Genomic DNA, 17,951 nt, shown 5'->3' with positions numbered 1-17,951 from the left:
AATGTCCACGGAAGAATTGCTTCATGAGGGCCTGGTTCCGACTCCAGGCAAGCGGATCCGCCGTCCTGGTCTTCATGCTCTTACGGGTATTCGTTTTTTTGCGGCTTTCTGGGTTCTGTTGTTTCACTTTGGGGCGGGCTTCTTCGACCACATGCACATGCCCTCCCCCTTCATTGCTTTTCTGCGACACGGCGGATTCGGTGTTTGCCTCTTCTTCATGCTCTCGGGTTTCATCCTGTACTACACGTATCAGGACAACCTGAAGACGGGCCGCGATCTTTATAAATACTTCGTCGCTCGTCTGGCGCGCGTCTATCCGGTCTACCTTCTCGCTCTCGTCATCGCCACCTGTCTCTCGCGAACGCTTCCGCAGGGGCGGGAGTGGCTTGTGATTCCACTCCTGCAAGCCTGGTTTCCAGTTACCTCGAAGACGGGGATGGCGGTCATCGGGCAGGCCTGGACCCTCTCGGTGGAGCTTTTTTTCTACCTCTGCTTTCCCTTGCTGTTATTGTTCTTTCGCCGTCGCCGGTCTCCAGCGGTGTTGTGGTCGATAGCGGGGCTGATGGTCGCAATCGGAATCGCGTTTCATGCTCCCAACCTTGCTCCCGGAGTCTTCGACTCATGGGTCAATCGTCACATCCTGCTGCCGGTTCTGCGCCTGCCGGAGTTCATCCTGGGGATGTCGCTTGGTGCTCTCTTTATGGAGCGGCAGAGTGCCTCGCCGGATTGGCGCACCAATGATTGGTTGACGCTGGCGGGCCTGATTCCAGGCGGCATTGTGATCTCCCTTAGAGTCGAGGATCGTTACCTGATTGCTGCCGCTCTCTTTTCTTTTGCGTGGGCTATCTTCCGTCTTGCGGTAGGCAAGGGCTGGCTGACGAACCTTCTCTCCAGTCCTCCGATGTTGTTGCTGGGTGGGGCCAGTTTCTCGATCTACATCCTGCAGGCTCCAATACGCAACCTGATGCATGTACTCTTTGCGCACTTCCACCCGGGGCTTGATGCCGCGGTTACGCCCGTGGTGCTCATCGTGTTCTGCTGTTTTCTGTTTCTTTACTACGAGGAGCCGATGCGCGGTGTCGTGCGTCGCGTTCTGATAGGCAAGTAGCGTTTCGGGCATTGCGCCGGACTCGATACACTGGGGAGTGTGGCTTCCTTCTGCGATGTGGCTCTGCCGGTTCCGCTCGATCGGACGTTTACCTATGCGGTGAACGACCGGGTGCCTGTCGTCGGCGCGCGGGTGTTGGTTCCCTTCAGCGGACAGCGCCTGATGGGCGTCGTGGTGCGGGTGCACGACCAGCCGCTGCCCGAGGGCGTCGAGGCCAAGCCGCTCCAGCAGGTGATGGACCATCAGGCCATCCTGTCCGATGAGCTGATGCGGCTGGGGTCGTGGGTCGCCCAGTACTACTGCGCGCCGCTGGGCGAGGTGCTGCGCGGGATGCTGCCGCTCTCGGCCGAGGTGCGGCGGCAGTGGGTCTACCGGATCGGCGAGGCGGGGCGGCGCGTGCTGTACGAGGGCGCGGCCAAGGGCTCGTCGCGGCGCTCGAAGCTGACGCCAGAGGAGCAGAACCGCGAGTATGCCGTGCTGAACTACCTCGAGAGCGGCGAGTCGGCGAAGATCTCCGCGCTGCGCTCGGCGACGCAGGCGAATAAGGCGCTGCTTGAAGGCATGGTGCGGAAGAAGTGGCTGGTGCGCGAGGCGTTGGCCGAGGAGCGCGACGCTCGGCGAACGTACAAGGTGGCCGTGCTTACCGGGGCCGAGCAGCAGGGACAGCCCGGCGCGAGGCTGCCGAAGTTGAACGAGAACCAGCTCGCCGTGCTGGCCGAACTGGCCGCGGTGGGCGGACGGATGGCCGTGCGCGACCTGCGCGAGGTGCTCAGCCGCAAGGCCGTGCCGGAGAGTTCGCTGACGACGCTGGTCAAGCGCGGGCTGGTGGCGATTGAGGAGGCCCCCGAGCAGTTTCACCTGGGCGGCGTGGGGCAGGCGGGCAAGAAGCATGCGCACGAGCACGCGCTCAACGAGGAGCAGATGGAGGCCGTCGGCACCATCGCGGCGGCGATGGAGAAGGGCGGGTTCCGCCCGCACCTGCTCTACGGCATCACCGGATCGGGCAAGACGACGGTGTACTTCGCCGCCATGCAGCGGGCGCTCGACGCAGGCCGCAGCGCGCTGCTGCTGGTGCCGGAGATCGGCCTGACGCCCGCGATGGCCGGGCAGATGCACGCGGCCTTCGGCAGCGAGGTGGCGCTGCTGCACTCGCAGCTTACGCCCGATGAGCGCGCCGAGCAGTGGCATCGCATACGGCGGGGCGAGGCGCGAATTGTCGTGGGTACGCGCTCGGCCATCTTCGCGCCGATGGTGCGGCTGGGGCTGATTATCGTCGATGAGGAGCACGACTCCAGCTACAAGCAGGAGGAGACGCCGCGCTACCACGGTCGCGACGTGGCGGTGATGCGGGCCAAGCTGAACGAGGCAGTGGTGGTGCTGGGGTCGGCGACGCCGTCGCTGGAGAGCTGGGCCAACGCCGAGCGCGGGCGCTACGGGCTGATCGAGATGCGCAGCCGCGTCGCCAACCGGCCGATGCCCGCGGTGGAGTTGGTGGATATGCGGCAGGAGTTTCAGGAGACAGGCCGCGAGGATATCTTCAGCCGCAAGCTGATCGACGAGACCCAGGCGACGCTGGATCGGGGCGAGCAGGTCATCATCCTGCTCAACCGGCGGGGGTACTCGTTCGTGGTCATGTGCCGAAGCTGCGGCGACAAGATCGAGTGCGAAAACTGCGCCATCTCGATGACCTACCACAAGCCTGTGCCCGACTCGGGCGACGGCATCGCGCAGCCCGGACAGCGGCTGGAGTGCCACTACTGCGGCTTCCGGCGCGGCGTGCCCAAGACCTGTCCCAAGTGCCAGAGCGAGCACCTCTACTTTCTCGGAGCAGGCTCGCAGCAGGGAGAAGAGCGGTTGCAGGAGATCTTTCCCGGCGCTCGCATCGGGCGCATGGACCGGGACACAGTACGCGGGCGCGGCGATATGGAGCGGCTGCTACATCGGCTGCATGCGGGCGAGATCAACCTGCTGGTGGGCACGCAGATGATCGCCAAGGGGCACGATATTCATGGCGTGACGCTGGTGGGTGTGGTGGGAGCGGACCACGCGCTGGGGCTGCCCGACTTCCGCGCCGCCGAGCGCGTCTTCCAGCTTCTGACGCAGGTTTCGGGCCGGGCCGGGCGCGGCGAGCTGCCGGGGAAGGTGCTGGTGCAGAGCTATCATCCAGACCACTACGCGGTGAAGTTCGCGGCCGAGCACGACTATCCGGGCTTCGTCGCCAAGGAGATGCAGTACCGCCGCTGGATGCACTATCCGCCCTTTGCCGTGCTGGCGAATGTGGTGGTGGAGAGCCCCGCGATGGAGGAGGCGGCGGGCTGGTCGGCCAAGCTGGGGAGATGGTTCGAGCAGCAGGGAGTCGTCGGGCTGCGGGTGCTGGGGCCTGCTGCTGCGCCCATCATGCGGCTGAAGCGCATCTATCGCTTCCACTTTGTGGTGAAGGCCGAGCGGCGACAGGTGCTGGGAGATGCGTTGCGCGCCATGTTGCAGTTTGCCGAGGCGAACGAGATTCCGCGTCGCAATCTGGTGGTGGATGTGGACGCGGTTCACCTGATGTAAGAGAGAGATAGATCGGGCCTTCAGCCCTCATCTCCCTCTTCGCAATCGGTTACCTGGGGCGTTGCCCCAGGCTGGTATAAAGCGCGCCTTCAGCGCTTTCTGTGGCGTAGGGAGCATTGGCCCTCATGTGCCACCCCATCTCAACTCCGACCGGCGGGAGGACCATGCGAAGCCGAGTACAGCACGAAGTGCCGCCCGCCCGGCGTGAGGGCGCATTTGTCGTTGTTTTTAAAAAGCCTAGTCGATGAGCTGAAGCTCTTTACCGGGCTTGAAGCGAACCGCCTTACCGGGCGCGATGCTGACCTCGGCCCCGGTGCGCGGGTTGCGGCCGACTCCGGTCTTGCGTGGCTTTACTGTGAAGACCCCGAAGCCGCGCAACTCGATGCGGTCTCCGCCGATCAGGCTCTGCTTCATGCTTTCGAAGATGGCGTCCACAGCAGCTTCCGCCTTGGTACGTACGAGGCCGGTGCGATCGACCACCCGTTGAATCAGATCCTGCTTGATCATGATGACCCCAGTCCTACTGCCAGTAGTGAGAGCGTAGCCACAACTGCTCTGAACGGCCCGACGCTGGTTTGATGGTAGAAAGTCAACCGTAGATTGTCAACGGAACAACGCTACCGTAAAATCAGCATTTACAGGGACTTGCATGCTTCCCAGGGCATTAGATGCAGCGACGTTAGATGCGGATGCGCCCCTGAAAGATTTAGCGAAATACGCTATCGAGAACTGAAAAAGGAAAGGTAAGCTAAGGCATGGCGATCAAAAGCGACCGTTGGATTCGGGAGCAGGCATTAACACAGGGGATGATCGCACCGTTCAGCGAGAAGCAGGTCCGCGAGGGAGTCATCTCCTACGGCCTCTCTTCCTACGGGTACGATCTGAGAGTTTCAGACGAGTTCAAGATCTTCACCAACGTCAACAGCGCAATCATCGACCCGAAGGCGTTCGACGAGCGCTCCTTCGTGACCGTGCAGGCCGACAGCATCATCGTGCCGCCGAACTCGTTCGCGCTGGCCCGCTCGGTCGAGTACTTCAAGATTCCTCGCGACGTACTGACAATCTGCGTCGGCAAATCGACCTACGCGCGCTGCGGCATCATCGTCAACGTCACCCCCTTCGAGCCGGAGTGGGAGGGCTTTGTCACGCTCGAGATCTCGAACACGACGCCTCTTCCGGCGCGTATCTATGCCAATGAGGGACTGTGCCAGATCCTCTTCTTCCAGTCCGACGAGGTCTGCGAGGTGAGCTACGCCGACCGCCAGGGCAAGTACCAGAACCAGCAGGGAATCGTGCTTCCGAAGCTGTAAGCAGCAGCGTCGTGGCGATGTGTGAGCGGGCCTGAAGAGCGTGCAGGCAAAACCAGAGCGCGAGGGCTTGAAGGATGTTATCCCACCCAGAGACCAGGTCGAGGCGGATCGGAATCGTGGCAATGGACCCGCTGCGGGTGATCGGCCTGCGGACCCTGCTCGACCGGCAGCGAGAGGGCAAGCACGTGCCCACGGAGATCATGCCGCTCTCGGCGCCGCGCGCGCTGGAGACGGTGGGGCTCACTATCGTGCTTATCGACTCCGACTCGACGCCGTTCCTGCTGGAGCTGCTGTCGACGTTCCGGCGCGCTCGGCCGGAGCTGAACGTCATCGTGCTGGGTAGCTCGATGGACCCGGCCCATATCGAGGGCGTCATCGGCGCGGGTGCGAAGGGCTATCTGCGCCACTCGGCCAGCGAGGACGAGCTGCGCATGGCGATCGATACGGTTTCGGACGGATCGGTGTGGGCTCCGCGCAAGGTGATGGCGAGGCTGGTCACGGGCTCGCGTCCGACGGTGTCCGGGGCGCAGGTCAAGCTGACGGCTCGCGAGAGCCAGGTGTTGGAGCTGTTGGTGCAGGGGTACTCCAACCGAGAGATTGCCCTCGAACTGGCAATTGATGAGGGCACGGTGAAGGCGCATCTGGGGCGGCTGATGCGGAAGACGGGCGTCACCAACCGCACGGCGCTGACGATGCAGACCCTGACGAAGATCCCCACCCAGACCAAGCCATAGGCTTATCGACGTGCCGCCTGTCCGGCGTAAGGGCGTACTTGCCGGTGCCTGCATCGGCTACGCGAGGGAATCGCGCCTCAATTGAAACTTATGTCTCAATCAAGACATGGGCACTCGGATTTTGCAGCTTCGACGAAAAGCAGGTGGCTTAACTTTCTTAGAGTTCCAGCATCTGCAAATGTCTCCGATACGATTTAGCCGCTTCCTGACTGGTTTTTATCTACTTCGGGTCTTGTGTGGACTGTTTACTTATTAGTAAATTACCTTGTTACCTAAGTCTGTAGACCTCCGTAATGTTGTGAGGCCGCAAGGGAAAGTGCAGAGTAAGCAAGCAACACAGACCTGGGAGAGTGGGGCTGGACCGGCGGAGGGCGAGATGCCCTTCCTGATGCCAGCCCCCATTTTTTTAAACTGGGCTTTTTAGCGCCTTTCCGTTGCCCTCTTGCGAAGTGGGAGCGAAAGACATTTGTTGTGTACAACTTTCCATTCGCTCCATCCATCACACTACAAGTCCCGTCGATTGCGCAGAGAATGTGCGCAACATCATTTGATTTGGCACTAAGATTTTGGCGCACTGGTTTTGGAGGATTGATCGCGATGAAACGTATTGTGGCAGCACTGAGCACGTTGACCCTGATGGTAGGTGTAGCAACAGCCCCCGCATTTGCCGAGGCAGATAAAGCGAAGCTGACGGAGCGCCTCAACAACGCCTCCGCGGTTCTCAAAGAGATTATGGCGACGCCGGACAAGGGTATCCCCCAGAGCATCCTGTCCTCGGCCTCCTGCGTAGTCGTCATCCCCAGCTTCAAGAAGGGCGCGTTCGTCGTCGGCGGCCAGTACGGCCAGGGCGTCGCAACCTGCCGGACGGGCCGGGGCTGGAGCGCGCCGGTCTTCGTGCAACTGGCAGGCGGTAGCTTCGGATTCCAGATCGGCGGTCAGTCTACCGACCTCGTCCTGGTCGCGATGAACCAGAACGGCCTGCAGGACATGCTGAAGAACAAGTTCAAGATCGGTGCTGACGCGGCGGCTTCGGCCGGTCCGGTCGGACGCAACGCGCAGGCGGGAACGGACTGGAAGCTGAACGCCGAGTTCCTCTCCTACTCGCGCTCGAAGGGCCTCTTTGCCGGTATCAACCTGGATGGAACCGTGCTTTCGCAGAACGCGGACGACACCCGTACCCAGTACGGCACGGATATCCCCTTCAAGACGATTCTGAGCGGCGGAACCCCGACTCCGGTCGAGGCGCGGCCCTTTGTGCGCACCGTGGCCCGCTACTTCGTGGCGGCACGCGCTGCTCAGTAGCACCGAACTGAATTGTGAAGAAGCAAGGGGGAGCGGCCGGGGGCTGCTCCCCTTTTGCTGCGTTCGGTTATAGAGCGCGGGCCGGGTAAACTATAGGCTTGACGCTATCTCGTACTCTCGGACAACGAAGACCCAGCATGCGCGAGCGGCTCGAATTTGCGCTGGTATGGCTGCTGGTGCGCGGCCTCGGCGCTCTGCCGCGAAGCTGGGCACGCGGCATCGGCGAGGGCATTGGATTGTTTGCCTTCCGCACGCTCGGCCGTCTGCGCTCGGTAGGGATGCGTAATCTACGGCTCGCCTACCCGGAGTGGGACGACCTGCGCCGCGAGTGTACTCTGCGGAGGGTCTACTGCCAGCTTGGGCTGCTGCTGGCTGAGTTCTGCCTGATGAGCGGGTACACCGCCGAGGAGGCTGGCCGGTTCATCCGCTACGACGGTCTTGAGCACTATCTTGCCGCACGGCAGCGGGGCAAGGGCGTGCTGGTCCTGACCGGGCACCTGGGGGCGTGGGAGCTATCGAGCTTCTACCACTCGCTGGCGGGTTATCCGATGGGCATGGTCATCCGGCGGTTGGACAACCCGCTGGTGGATGAGTTCGTCAACCGCATCCGCTGCCTGCACGGCAATCGCGTCATCCACAAGGACGACTTCGCGCGTGGCCTCATCGCCTCTATGCGAGCGGGCGAGACGGTGGGCATCCTGATGGACACCAACATGACGCCGCCGCAGGGGGTCTTTGTGCCGTTCTTCGGAGTTCCGGCGTGTACGGCCTCGGGGCTGGCGCGGATCGCGCTGAAGACCGATGCGGCTGTCGTACCAGGCTTTCTGTTTGCTGAGGAGGGCGGTCGCTACGTCCTGCGCTTCAGCCCGGCCCTCGAGCTACAGCGCAGCGCCGACGCGGAGGCCGATATCGTGGCCAACACCGCGCTCTTCACCGCAGAGATCGAGCGTTCTGTGCGACAGTATCCAGAGCAGTGGCTGTGGATGCATCGCCGCTGGAAGACAAGGCCTGCGGGCGAGCCGGGAGTTTATTGATGGCCGAGAAGATCACGGTCGGGATCATCGAAGAGCTGCTGGATCGCCAGCCCAGCGGGGACACGCGCTCCTTCGCGCGGCTCTCGGGCTTCGCCGACGCGGGGCCGGACGCCATCGTCTTCGCGCAGGATGAGGCATCGCTTGCACAGGCGCTTCGGTCCGCAGCGGGGCTGATCCTGGCGCGTGTGAGTGGCGACAACCTCATAGATCCGCGACTGTTTCCGGTCAGGAATCCGAAGTACGTCTTCGCTCTCTGCGGGCGCTGGTTTGACTCCTTCCGGGAGCCGTCGGTACACCCCTCGGCGGTGATCGACCCGGAGGCGTCGGTCGGTCCGGGTACCTCTGTCGGCGCTGGAGCGGTCATCGCGGCTGGGGCGCGGCTGGGCAGAGGCTGCGTCATCGGCAGCAATGTCACGATCTTCGGCTGTGCCACACTGGGCGATCGGGTGGTAGCGCAGGCGGGCGCGGTGCTCGGCTCGGTGGGCTTCGGCTACGTACCGGGGCCGGATGGCCATCACCTCCGCTTTCCCCAGCAGGGGACGCTGTGGATCGGCGATGATGTGGAGATCGGGGCCAATACGACCATCGACCGTGGTGCACTGGGTGAGACCCGCATCGGGCGCGGCACGAAGATCGACAATCTGGTTCACATTGCGCATAACTGCATCATTGGTGAGGATGTCCTGATTGCCGCGCAGGTGGGGCTGGCGGGGTCGATCATCGTTGAAGATCGGGCGATGCTGGGCGGGCAGGTAGGGCTGGGCGAGCGGGTTACGATTGGCCGGGGAGTCATTCTGGGTGGCCAGGGAGGCGTGCTGCCGGGCAAGAAGATCGAAGGCGACGGAACCGTCTACTGGGGCACTCCGGCGCAGCCCGTCAGGGAGTATCTGCGGGATCTGGCGCGGCTCAGGCGGCGCTAGGGAGGCGGTAACGTGGCGATAGTCGTGGTCGGCGGACACACCAGGAACATCGGCAAGACCAGCGTCGTCGCGGGGCTGATCGCGGCACTACCGGAGATGCACTGGACCGCGTTCAAGATCACGCAGTTCGGCCACGGCGTCTGCTCGGCCAATGGCGAGCCGTGCGACTGCGAGACTGCCGAACATACCATTGCCATTAGCGAGGAGCGCGACCGTTCGAGTGGCACGGATAGCTCGCGCCACCTGGCTGCGGGGGCGGTGCGGTCGTTGTGGGTCAGGACGCGGCAGGGTCAGCTTGCCGAGGCGATGCCACGTATCCGGCGCGAGATGGCGGCGGCGGAGAACGTGATTCTTGAATCGAACAGCGTCCTCCGGTTTCTGAGGCCGGAGGTTTATATCAGCGTGCTCGACCCGGAGACGGCGGACTTCAAGGAGTCGGCGCGGAGGTATCTGGACCGTGCCGATGCCATTGTGACTCCGGCGGGGGAGATGGGGCAGGCTGCGTGGGAGGGGATCTCTCTGAAGCTGGTGGCCCATGCCCGGCGGTTTGTAATGCACCCGCCGCAGTACTGCGGGGAGGACCTGGTGGAGTTCGTCCGGGGGAAGATGAGTGTGGTGGGGATAAATCGGGCCTTCAGCCCTCATTCGCACACAGACATTGTTACCTAGGGCTTTGCCCTAGGCTGGTATAGGGCGCGCCGTTGGCGCTCATGCCCGTAGTGCAGCGTGCTTTCCGGTGAAACACTTTAGGACGAAATGGTTCCGAATGAAACATCCCAGGACACACCTCGAAGAGCGCTGAAGGCGCGTTCCATACCAGCCTAGGGCAAAGCCCTAGGTACCCGGACGCTCTGGAAGCTGAGGGCTGAAGGCCCGATCTATCGGATTTACCTCTGAACATGAGGCCCCGGATCAGCAGCTTGAGACTAGATGGAAGGGACGCCGAGCATCATCAGGTCGTCGACCAGGCTGATCTCCTTCTGGACGAAGGGTTCAGCGTAGCGGACGCCCGCGAGCAGGCCGTAGTGACGGGCGTGGGCCAGGGTGCGCTCACGGATCTCCTCCTCGGGGACGAAGAGGCCGCCGCCCTGGGGCTGGTTTGCGTACTGAGAGCGGTAGGCCAGCAGCGACTGGAGGCGTGGCTCGACGTGCGGCGTGATATCCACCACGAAGGTGGGCCGGACATCGGCGTAGAGCGAGGCGTAGAGGATCTTGAAGGGGCGGTGCGGCCGGGCGTCGGGAGCATCCGGCGTCACCACCTTGGCCAGTCCCGCGACGAAGCAGGCCTCGTAGCCCAGGGTGGCGCTGGTGTAGTGGTCTGGGTGACGACCCTGCCAGTAGGGAAGGATGACTACGCGCGGACGCAGACGGCGCAGCACGGCGGCCAGCTTCAGCCGGTTTTCAAGCGTGTTCTGGACGTTACCATCGGGAAGATCGAGCGCCTCACGCACCGAGACCTTGAGGATTCGGGCGGCCTCAGTAGCCTCGGCGAGCCGCTCGGCAGCGGTGCCTCGCGTGCCCGACTCGCCCTGTGTCAGGTCGAGGATGCCGGTGCGCCAGCCGAGGGCCTGCATGGCCATCAGGGTGCCGCCGCAGGTCTGCTCCACGTCGTCGCGATGGGCTGCGATGGCAAGAATATCGACGGGAGCAGAGGTCGGCATGAGCGGATTAGTTGGCGGCGTTGGTCAGCGCGTCCATGTAGGCTACGTCGAGCGCCGTGCCCTGGACGGTGATGAAGAAGTTGTTGATCTCCGAGCCGTCGGCCGTGTTGAAGGCGTGAACCTGACCGCCGTACGCGGTGTAGACCTTGTGGAAGTCCTGCACCCAGCAGATGCCGGTCAGAGAGCCATAGTAGAGCAGGTTGTTGTCGCCGTTCGGATAGGGAACCGTGGCCGGGGTGGTCGCGGTCGCCGGGGTGATGGCGGGCACGATGCTGGCCGTGTGGGCTCCCAGGTCGTAGCGGGTCAGGCAGTTGTAGTTCAGGCCCTTGGCCGCGCGCTCGCCGGTGGCGCAGAGCTGCGATCCGACCCAGAGCGTATTGTCGTCGGCGAAGAGCATCTTGGTGTGGGTGCCGTCCGAGATGGCGATCGGGGCCGAGACCGCGAGGGTGGTCAGGTTGATCGTGGTCAGATTCCCGGCGAAGAGGCCGTCGGGCTGTAGCGCCTGGCCCGCTACGTAGAGGTTGGTGCCATCGGAGATGACGTCGGTCGCGCCGCCGGGGACGGGAATGGTGCTGGTCGTCTGCACCGGGTAGGTGGTCGAGGTGGGGATGACGTTGTTGGTCAGGCCGCCGATGGGGATAATGCTGACGCTGGAGCCACCGTTGCTGCCGCCGCCCAGCTCCTGGCCCGCGTTCACCACGTAGACCGAGTTGCCGTCGATCGAGTAGTAGGCGTAAGTGGGGCGGTCGAAGCTGCCATTGACCGGCACCACGCAGTAGACCGGCAGTTGGTAGGGCTGGCAGTCAATCGCGCCCGGGGGGAAGAGCGGGTTGGTGCCGCCCGCGTTGTAGATGGTGTTCGGCGTCAGCTTGATGACGCGATAGAGCGTATCCGAGTTGCGCACCATGGCCAGCGCGACCGTGTCTCCGGTGTTCGAGAAGACGCGGTAGACGTTGGGCAGGTTGAGCGGGTAGCCCTTGCCGGTGGTCAGGTCGACGACGGTGAGCAGGCCGACGGACTCCTCAGCCGAGTACTCATGCGCGGCCAGCGGAGGAATAGCCAGCGAGCTCGAAAGGCCGGGCAGGGTTGGCCCGAACGCGCCGAGGCTGGCCTCGGTCGAGTAGTTGATGGTCGCGACCGAGCCGTTGTTCTGCGAGTAGACGTAGCCGCGCTGCTGCTCGGGGTAGTTGATGATGAGGCTCGGATAGCCGCCGCTGAAGCCGCTGATGGGGAAGCTGGAGATCGTGTTCTGGATGTTGTTGCGCAGGTCGAGCTTGCCGTCGAGCATCAACAGGCTGCCCGTGCTCGAGCCGTCGGAGGTCACGGCGACGAGAACGCGCTCAAGCAGTTGGCTGGGAGGGATGGGCCGACCGGCGAACTGGTTCTCGGGGTGAGGGTACAGGTTGCGGCAGGAGGTAAGCGCAAGACTTACGAAGGCCAGCAGAAGGCCCTGTGCGGACAGAACAAGAAGACTACGGGGCTTCAATTTCAACGTGAACGGCTCCAAACCTGATCGCTGCGGCGTAGACGAATGCGGCTGCGGATTCCTTGAAGTATACCAAAGGAAGACGAACCGCCCCGACGAGGAACGCGGTTTCATCGCGCGTCCATCGCCCATACATGGCCTGTCAATAGCTTAGGATGGATGGATTGAGCTGAATGGCCTGCGTGGATAGGATGAGCGGGATCGTGTTAGAGCCGGGAAGAGAGTTTCGAGCAATGAAAACAGGCAAGGTAGCGGAGAGTTTATTCGGGGGCGGGTCGGAGCGGAAGGTCGTGCTGTGCGATGGAGCGATGGGGTCCATGCTGTACGGCCGGGGGGTCTTCATCAACCGCTGCTACGACGAGCTGAACCTCTCGCAGCCGGACGTGGTGCGCGGCGTCCACCTGGAGTACCTTCAGGCCGGCGCGGAAGTGATTGAAACCAATACCTACGGGGCCAACAGCATCCGGCTGAAGCGTTTCGGGCTGGAGGCACGGGTCGCCGAGATCAATCTGGCCGGGGTGCGGCTGGCGCGTGAGTGCGTCGATCAGATGCGGGAGAAGCAGGGGAGCGAGGCGTTCGTCGCCGGGGCGATGGGGTCGCTGGGCGACCTGACGGTCTCGGCTGAGGAGGCCTTTGCGGCGTTCTCCGAGCAGGTGCGGGCGTTGGCGCAGGGCGGTCCCGGCGTGGGCGCGGACCTGCTGATCGTCGAGACGCTGCCGGGGATGCTCGAGGCCGAGCAGGCTATTCGTGCGGCTAAGGCCGAGGCTCCGGCGCTGCCGCTGATCGTGATGGTGACTGTCAGCGAGAGCGGCGACTGCCTGGACGGGACTTCGCCGGAGGAAGCCGCGCGGCGGATGACCGAGTGGGGAGCCGACGCCATCGGCTGCAACTGTAGCGACGGCCCGGCGACGGTGCTGAGCGTCATCGAGCGCATGAGGCCGATGACGACGCTGCCGCTGGCGGCGATGCCTAACGCGGGACAGCCGCGGGCGATCGACGGGCGCAGCCTCTACCTGACCTCGCCCGAGTACATGGCCAGCTTTGCGCGGCGATTCGTGCAGGCCGGGGCTACGTTTGTGGGCGGATGCTGCGGCACCACGCCCCAGCACACGCGGGCGATGCGCGGGGCGCTGCGTGCTCTGGAGGCGCAGGCGACCGGGGTGCAGGCGGTGGAGTCGGGGGCTGCCGCCCGTGTCGTCGCGAGCAAAGTCGAGCCGCCGCCGTTGGCCGAGCGGTCCAGGGTCGGCGCGAAGATCGCCACCGGGGCCTTTGTGACGATGGTGGAGATTGTGCCGCCGAAGGGCATCGACACTACCCATGAGCTGGAGGGCGCGGAGGAGCTGCACCGCCTCGGCGTCGACGCGATTAACGTGCCGGACTCGCCGCGTGCCAGTGCCCGCATGAGCGCGCAGAGCCTCTGCGTGCAGATTCAGCAGCGGGTGGGGATCGAGACGATCCTGCACTACACCTGCCGCGACCGCAACCTGCTGAGCATCCAGAGCGACCTGATCGGGGCCTCGTCGATTGGGCTGAAGAACGTTCTTTGTCTGACCGGCGATCCGCCGAAGATGGGTACTTATCCCGATGCCACGGCGGTCTTCGACGTGGATGCGATTGGGCTGGTGAAGATCGTCGAGGGGTTGAACCACGGGCTGGATATCGGCGGCAACGCCATCGGCGCTTCGACCGGCTTTACCATCTCGGTGGCGGCCAATCCGGGCGTGCCCGATATCGATAACGAGGTGCGGCGGTTTGCCGCTAAGGTCGAGGCGGGCGCGGAGTTCGGCATTACGCAACCGGTCTTCGATATGCGGCTGCTGGAGCAGTTTTTGAAGCGTATCGAGGGTTTCAGGATTCCAATCGTCGCGGGCATCTGGCCGCTGACCAGCGTGAAGAACGCCGAGTTTATGAAGAACGATCTGAAGGTGAGTATGCCGGACGAGATCATGCGCCGGATGGCGGCGGCTGGCTCGCCCGAGGCGGCTCGGGCTACGGGTATCGCCATCGCGCAGGAGATGCTGACGGCGGCGCGGACGATGGTGCAGGGTGTGCAGGTCAGCGCGCCCTTTGGCAAGTACAAGGCAGCGGCCCAGGTGCTGGGCGTCGTTTAGGCGACGGGAAGGGGATCATTATGGCTGGATTTGAGGACAGGTTGACGGCGCTCGAGGCGGTGGTGGAGCGGCTGGAGCGGGGGGAGTTGTCGCTGGAGGAGTCGGTGCGGCTCTTTGAGCAGGGGGTGCAGCTCTCGAACGCGTGCAAGCTGGAGCTGGAGAAGGCGGAGGGGAAGATTCAGGTGCTGGTGGAGGGGGCGTCGGGGGAAGTGCAATTGGCGGAGATGGAGATCGAGGCTGATGAGGAAGAAGACGACGCAGAGTAATTAAGTAAGAATCACGCGCAGCGGGCGTTCACACGCCTTTTTACTGCTTCGCGTGGTCCTCCCGTTGGTCGGAAGTAAAAGATCTTCGCTGCCGACCAGCGGAAGGCCCCATGCAGATCACTTACCTTACAGCCCCCAAGACCGCACGAAGTGCTAGTTCTCCGTCCGCTCGCGCTTGTAGGGCTTGGCCATATCCGCACGAGCCTCGTTGATCGCTCCCTGCGTATTGTCGTTTGTCTGCACGGCCAACCGGTACTCGTTGACGGCGCGCTCTCTCTGCCCGGTGATATCGAAGATCCGCCCCAGCTCGACGTGGCTCCAGACCTCCACCCACTTCGGCTCGCCGTCCCCGCGCAGCGCGTCGCGGAAGCTGTTCGCGGCGGACTGATAGTTCCGCTGCTGGAAGAAGATCTCTCCGATCCGATAAGCCGCCAGCGAGCTGTTTTTATTGGAGTCGAGCGCCTTCTGGTACTCGACCAGCGCGCCGGTCAGGTCACCTTGAGCGACTAACTGCTGCCCACGCAGCACGGCCACCTTCACGGCCAGATCCGGGGTCGACTTCAGCAGCCAGTTCTGTGGGTCCAGCGTAATCCGCCGGGGCCGTCCGAAGGTCTCCACCGAGTACGTCGAGTCGGTGCCGCTCACGTCCACTCGGCGCGTCTCGGTCTTTCCGTCGGTCTCGATGCGCAGCTCCACCGGCATACGGAAGAGGTCGAGATCCTGCGCGATGGTGCCGATGGTGCGGAAGCCCTTGTTGCTGCCCAGCCGGTAGACGGTGTAGTGGTTGGTGAACTGCGGTGCGCCGGTGCCGTCGAGCCACTGCGCGAAGAACGGCGTCATGTTCAGGTCTTTGTTCTGGGCCTCGACCACGGCCTCCACGTCCCGGCCGCGCACGGACTTGTCCGTATATTGCGAGAGCAGCCCGCGCAGGAACTTGATGAAGGCATCGTCGCCCAGCTCCCAGCGCAGCATGTGGAAGACCATCGCGCCCTTCTCGAGCGTCATGGACTGGAACTGCGGCGAGAAGGGATCGAGCCGTCCCACCGTGGTCAGGGGCGCGGTGTCGTAGGCCAGCGCACCGGCGGAGATGTCGCCGACCGCGTTCTGGAAGGCTGTCTTGCCGGAGGCGTCCTCGGTGTACATCAGCTCGGCGTAGCGGCTCATGCCGTTGGTGATCCACGCGTCGTTCAGCGTGGCGGGCGATATCTCGGAGCCGAACCACTGGTGCGCCAGCGTGTTGGCCAGCAGGCGCTGCGAGTTATGATCGACGATGCGGTTGCCCGCGATGGCGATCACCTCCGGCCCCCAGGCGGCGGAGATCGAGTCCTCGGGCAGCTCGACGATGTTGATCGTGCCCGACTCCGGCTGGCCGAAGGTGTTGGACATGAACTCGAACTCGCGGCTGGCTAGATTGACGAAGTCCAGCCCGCCGGACTTGCGCGTGTCGGTGATGTAGAGGTGGATGTTGCGCAGGCCCGGCGCGCTGATGGGCGCGAGGAACTTGCCCGCGACGATGGTGCCGGGGAAGCCCGGCTTGGTCCAGTTGAAGCTGTACTCGGTCTTGCTGCCTTCGACCGAGACCGGCGTCCCGACGGCTCCGCTGCCCACTACGCGCTCGTCCGAGGGCACGCGGATCTTCATCTGCGCGGTGAAGCGGTCGGTGTAGAGACCGGTCGGCGACATGGGGAACCAGCGGCCGGGATAGAGCAGGATCGAGATGGGGGCGGCGATGGCGGCCAGCTTGATGCCTTCGACCGGGCTGGTGTCGGAGCCGGTGAGGGTGCCCGCATACTCGAAGCTCCAGGTGGTGGTGGTGCCCTTGGGGATGGGGTTCTGGAGGGTGAAGCGGACGGTGGAGTTGGCGGTCAGGCGCTCGGAGGTGAGGGCCGCACCGGTGGCGTCGGTGACCTTGCTGAGGGCCAGCCCGTTGTTCAGCTCGAAGACCGGGTTGGTCAGGTCGTCGAGCGCGGTGAAGGTGACCTGGGCGGTGGCGGTCAGTTTGGTGGACGCGGGGTCGATGTCGGCGGAGATGGTATAGGACGTGACGCGAAGCTGCGGGCGCGTGGGCGCGGCCAAGGCCGGAAGGGCAGCGGCGATGAGGGCGAGAGCGGCGGCCAGGTGCCTTAGGGAGAACATGGGCGGAGGTCCTTTAGGGCGTGCTTCGTCAGTGTATTAGACGGTACTAGATTAATTTAGGATCGGTCTCGTTCTGGTCGTCGAGCAGCGTCAGGGCAGCATCTCGAACTCGCTCGATGGCGGTGGCAGTTGCCGCTGGGGTGAGCATAGCCCGAAGCTCGGCCAGATCGGCGAGCATACGGGTTCTCCGGGGAGTGTCTTCGAGCAGCGGTTTCAACTCCTCGGAGAGCGTCTTCGGGTTGAACCGCTCCTGCAACAGCTCGGGCACGATGCGCCGTCCGGCGATCAGGTTGGGCATGGCGATGGGCAGGTTTCCGGCAGAGTCGAGGTTGTCCTGTGCCCATATCTCGGGCGGATACTGGACGAGGTACTTGGCCAGCGCGTAGGTGAGCCGGGAGACCCGGTAGACGACCACGAACGGGTTGCCGATGAGCGCGGCCTGCACCGTGGCCGTGCCGCTGGCGACGATGGAGGCGCGGGCGTGGTGCAGGGCCTCGCGGGCGTCGTCCACCAGGTGGATGTACGGCAGCGGCCCCGCCGCCACGCCGGGAGGATGCGAGATCCAGCCCGCCACGAAGTCCTTCAGACGCTTCAGGTCGATGGTCGAGGCCACGGGCAGGATGTACTCGACGTCGCGGGGGTACTGGCAGGCCATCTCGACCATCGCGGGCAGGTTGGCCTCAACCTCGCGCCAGCGGCTGCCCGGTAGCAGGGCGATCCACGGCTTCGCCGGGTCGAGTTGATAGTGGGCCGCGTAGGCCTCGCGCGAGACCGAGGGCAGCGGCAGCTCGGCCAGTGGGTGCCCGACGAACTCGGCATCGACGCCGCGGTTGCGGTAGAACTCGGCCTCGAAGGGAAAGATGACCAGCATCCGCGAGACCCGCTCCTGCACCCAGCGCAGGCGGCGGCGCTTCCACGCCCAAAGCTGCGGCGAGACGAACCAGACGACCGGCACGCCGCGCTTCTTCAGCTCGCGGGCGAGGCGGAAGTTGACGTCGGGAAAGTCGATCAGGACGGCCAGGTCGGGGCGCTGCTGCTCGATACTGCGGACGAGTTTTTTGTACTGGCTATAGATATAAGGCGCGTGCCGGACGACCTCGGTGATGCCCATGTGGGCCACGTCCTCGGCCCGCACCACGCGCTGCTGGCCCTGCGACTGCATCTCGAGGCCGCCGAGGCCGGTGTAGGTGGAGGCAGGGAGCGCGAGGCGCAGGGCGGCGATGAGCTGCGCGCCGTAGTGGTCGCCCGAGGCCTCACCGGCCGAGAGAAAGATTCGCGGATTGGGCTTCATGGCGATGGGGCTAGTTTATCCGCTCTGGGTTTACGA

15 protein-coding genes are annotated in these 17,951 nt (G+C 64.1%); 10 read left to right on the top strand and 5 right to left on the bottom strand.

The window, feature by feature from the left end; all coding sequences use genetic code 11:
* Window position 1 precedes the first annotated feature (1 nt).
* Together FTO74_RS13460 and priA are read left to right on the top strand one after the other, a co-directional pair.
* Window positions 2-1,108, top strand: a complete 1,107-nt coding sequence (locus FTO74_RS13460) for an acyltransferase (protein ID WP_162538604.1) — start codon at window positions 2-4, stop codon at window positions 1,106-1,108.
* A gap of 39 nt (window positions 1,109-1,147) precedes the next feature.
* Window positions 1,148-3,664 carry a primosomal protein N' gene (priA, locus tag FTO74_RS13455; protein ID WP_162538603.1) on the top strand — a complete coding sequence of 839 codons (2,517 nt, stop codon included), beginning with the start codon at window positions 1,148-1,150 and terminating at the stop codon, window positions 3,662-3,664.
* A 237-nt stretch (window positions 3,665-3,901) separates the two neighbouring features.
* Here priA and FTO74_RS13450 read toward each other — a convergent pair whose 3' ends face one another.
* A complete protein-coding gene (locus tag FTO74_RS13450; protein ID WP_162538602.1) occupies window positions 3,902-4,171 on the bottom strand; it encodes an HU family DNA-binding protein in 270 nt (89 codons plus the stop codon).
* Window positions 4,172-4,419: 248 nt separating this feature from the next.
* Here FTO74_RS13450 and dcd point away from each other — a divergent pair, with 248 nt between their 5' ends.
* From dcd to FTO74_RS13420, 6 genes are all read left to right on the top strand, one after another.
* Window positions 4,420-4,974 (top strand): dCTP deaminase, encoded by a 555-nt coding sequence (gene dcd / locus FTO74_RS13445; RefSeq protein WP_162538601.1) that lies wholly within the window; start codon window positions 4,420-4,422, stop codon window positions 4,972-4,974.
* A gap of 122 nt (window positions 4,975-5,096) precedes the next feature.
* Window positions 5,097-5,708, top strand: a complete 612-nt coding sequence (locus tag FTO74_RS13440) for a response regulator transcription factor (RefSeq protein WP_255462642.1) — start codon at window positions 5,097-5,099, stop codon at window positions 5,706-5,708.
* A 597-nt stretch (window positions 5,709-6,305) separates the two neighbouring features.
* Window positions 6,306-7,010 (top strand): lipid-binding SYLF domain-containing protein, encoded by a 705-nt coding sequence (locus tag FTO74_RS13435; RefSeq protein WP_162538599.1) that lies wholly within the window; start codon window positions 6,306-6,308, stop codon window positions 7,008-7,010.
* A gap of 137 nt (window positions 7,011-7,147) precedes the next feature.
* A complete protein-coding gene (locus FTO74_RS13430) occupies window positions 7,148-8,044 on the top strand; it encodes a lysophospholipid acyltransferase family protein (protein WP_162538598.1) in 897 nt (298 codons plus the stop codon).
* Entirely contained in the window at window positions 8,044-8,964 is a 921-nt protein-coding gene (locus tag FTO74_RS13425; protein ID WP_162538597.1) for a UDP-3-O-(3-hydroxymyristoyl)glucosamine N-acyltransferase, read from the top strand. Before FTO74_RS13430 ends, FTO74_RS13425 begins: the two co-directional genes overlap by 1 nt.
* Before the next feature lie 12 nt (window positions 8,965-8,976).
* Window positions 8,977-9,633 carry a hypothetical protein gene (locus tag FTO74_RS13420; protein WP_162538596.1) on the top strand — a complete coding sequence of 219 codons (657 nt, stop codon included), beginning with the start codon at window positions 8,977-8,979 and terminating at the stop codon, window positions 9,631-9,633.
* Between the two features lie 257 nt (window positions 9,634-9,890).
* Here the strand turns inward: FTO74_RS13420 and bshB1 are convergent, their stop codons facing one another.
* Both bshB1 and FTO74_RS13410 read right to left on the bottom strand, forming a co-directional pair.
* Window positions 9,891-10,625, bottom strand: coding sequence for a bacillithiol biosynthesis deacetylase BshB1 (gene bshB1, locus FTO74_RS13415; protein WP_162538595.1), 735 nt, complete (start codon window positions 10,623-10,625; stop codon window positions 9,891-9,893).
* Between the two features lie 7 nt (window positions 10,626-10,632).
* Window positions 10,633-12,117: a hypothetical protein gene (locus tag FTO74_RS13410; protein WP_255462265.1), complete on the bottom strand. Its 1,485-nt coding sequence runs from the start codon at window positions 12,115-12,117 to the stop codon at window positions 10,633-10,635.
* 227 nt (window positions 12,118-12,344) lie between these two features.
* Between FTO74_RS13410 and FTO74_RS13405 the strand changes: the two genes are divergently transcribed.
* Together FTO74_RS13405 and FTO74_RS13400 are read left to right on the top strand one after the other, a co-directional pair.
* On the top strand, window positions 12,345-14,222 hold the full coding sequence (locus FTO74_RS13405; protein ID WP_162538594.1) for a bifunctional homocysteine S-methyltransferase/methylenetetrahydrofolate reductase: 1,878 nt from the start codon (window positions 12,345-12,347) through the stop codon (window positions 14,220-14,222).
* A gap of 20 nt (window positions 14,223-14,242) precedes the next feature.
* Window positions 14,243-14,488 carry an exodeoxyribonuclease VII small subunit gene (locus FTO74_RS13400; RefSeq protein ID WP_162538593.1) on the top strand — a complete coding sequence of 82 codons (246 nt, stop codon included), beginning with the start codon at window positions 14,243-14,245 and terminating at the stop codon, window positions 14,486-14,488.
* Between the two features lie 153 nt (window positions 14,489-14,641).
* On the opposite strand, the gene FTO74_RS13395 is transcribed toward FTO74_RS13400, so the two are convergent.
* Window positions 14,642-16,624: a M1 family aminopeptidase gene (locus FTO74_RS13395; RefSeq protein ID WP_162538592.1), complete on the bottom strand. Its 1,983-nt coding sequence runs from the start codon at window positions 16,622-16,624 to the stop codon at window positions 14,642-14,644.
* 46 nt (window positions 16,625-16,670) lie between these two features.
* Entirely contained in the window at window positions 16,671-17,915 is a 1,245-nt protein-coding gene (lpxB, locus tag FTO74_RS13390; protein WP_345933158.1) for a lipid-A-disaccharide synthase, read from the bottom strand.
* Between the last annotated feature and the right edge of the window lie 36 nt (window positions 17,916-17,951).

The sequence above is a fragment of the Granulicella sp. WH15 genome (assembly GCF_009914315.1).
In the GTDB taxonomy this organism is placed as follows: domain Bacteria; phylum Acidobacteriota; class Terriglobia; order Terriglobales; family Acidobacteriaceae; genus Edaphobacter.
This window is presented reverse-complemented; position numbering and strand designations above follow the sequence as displayed.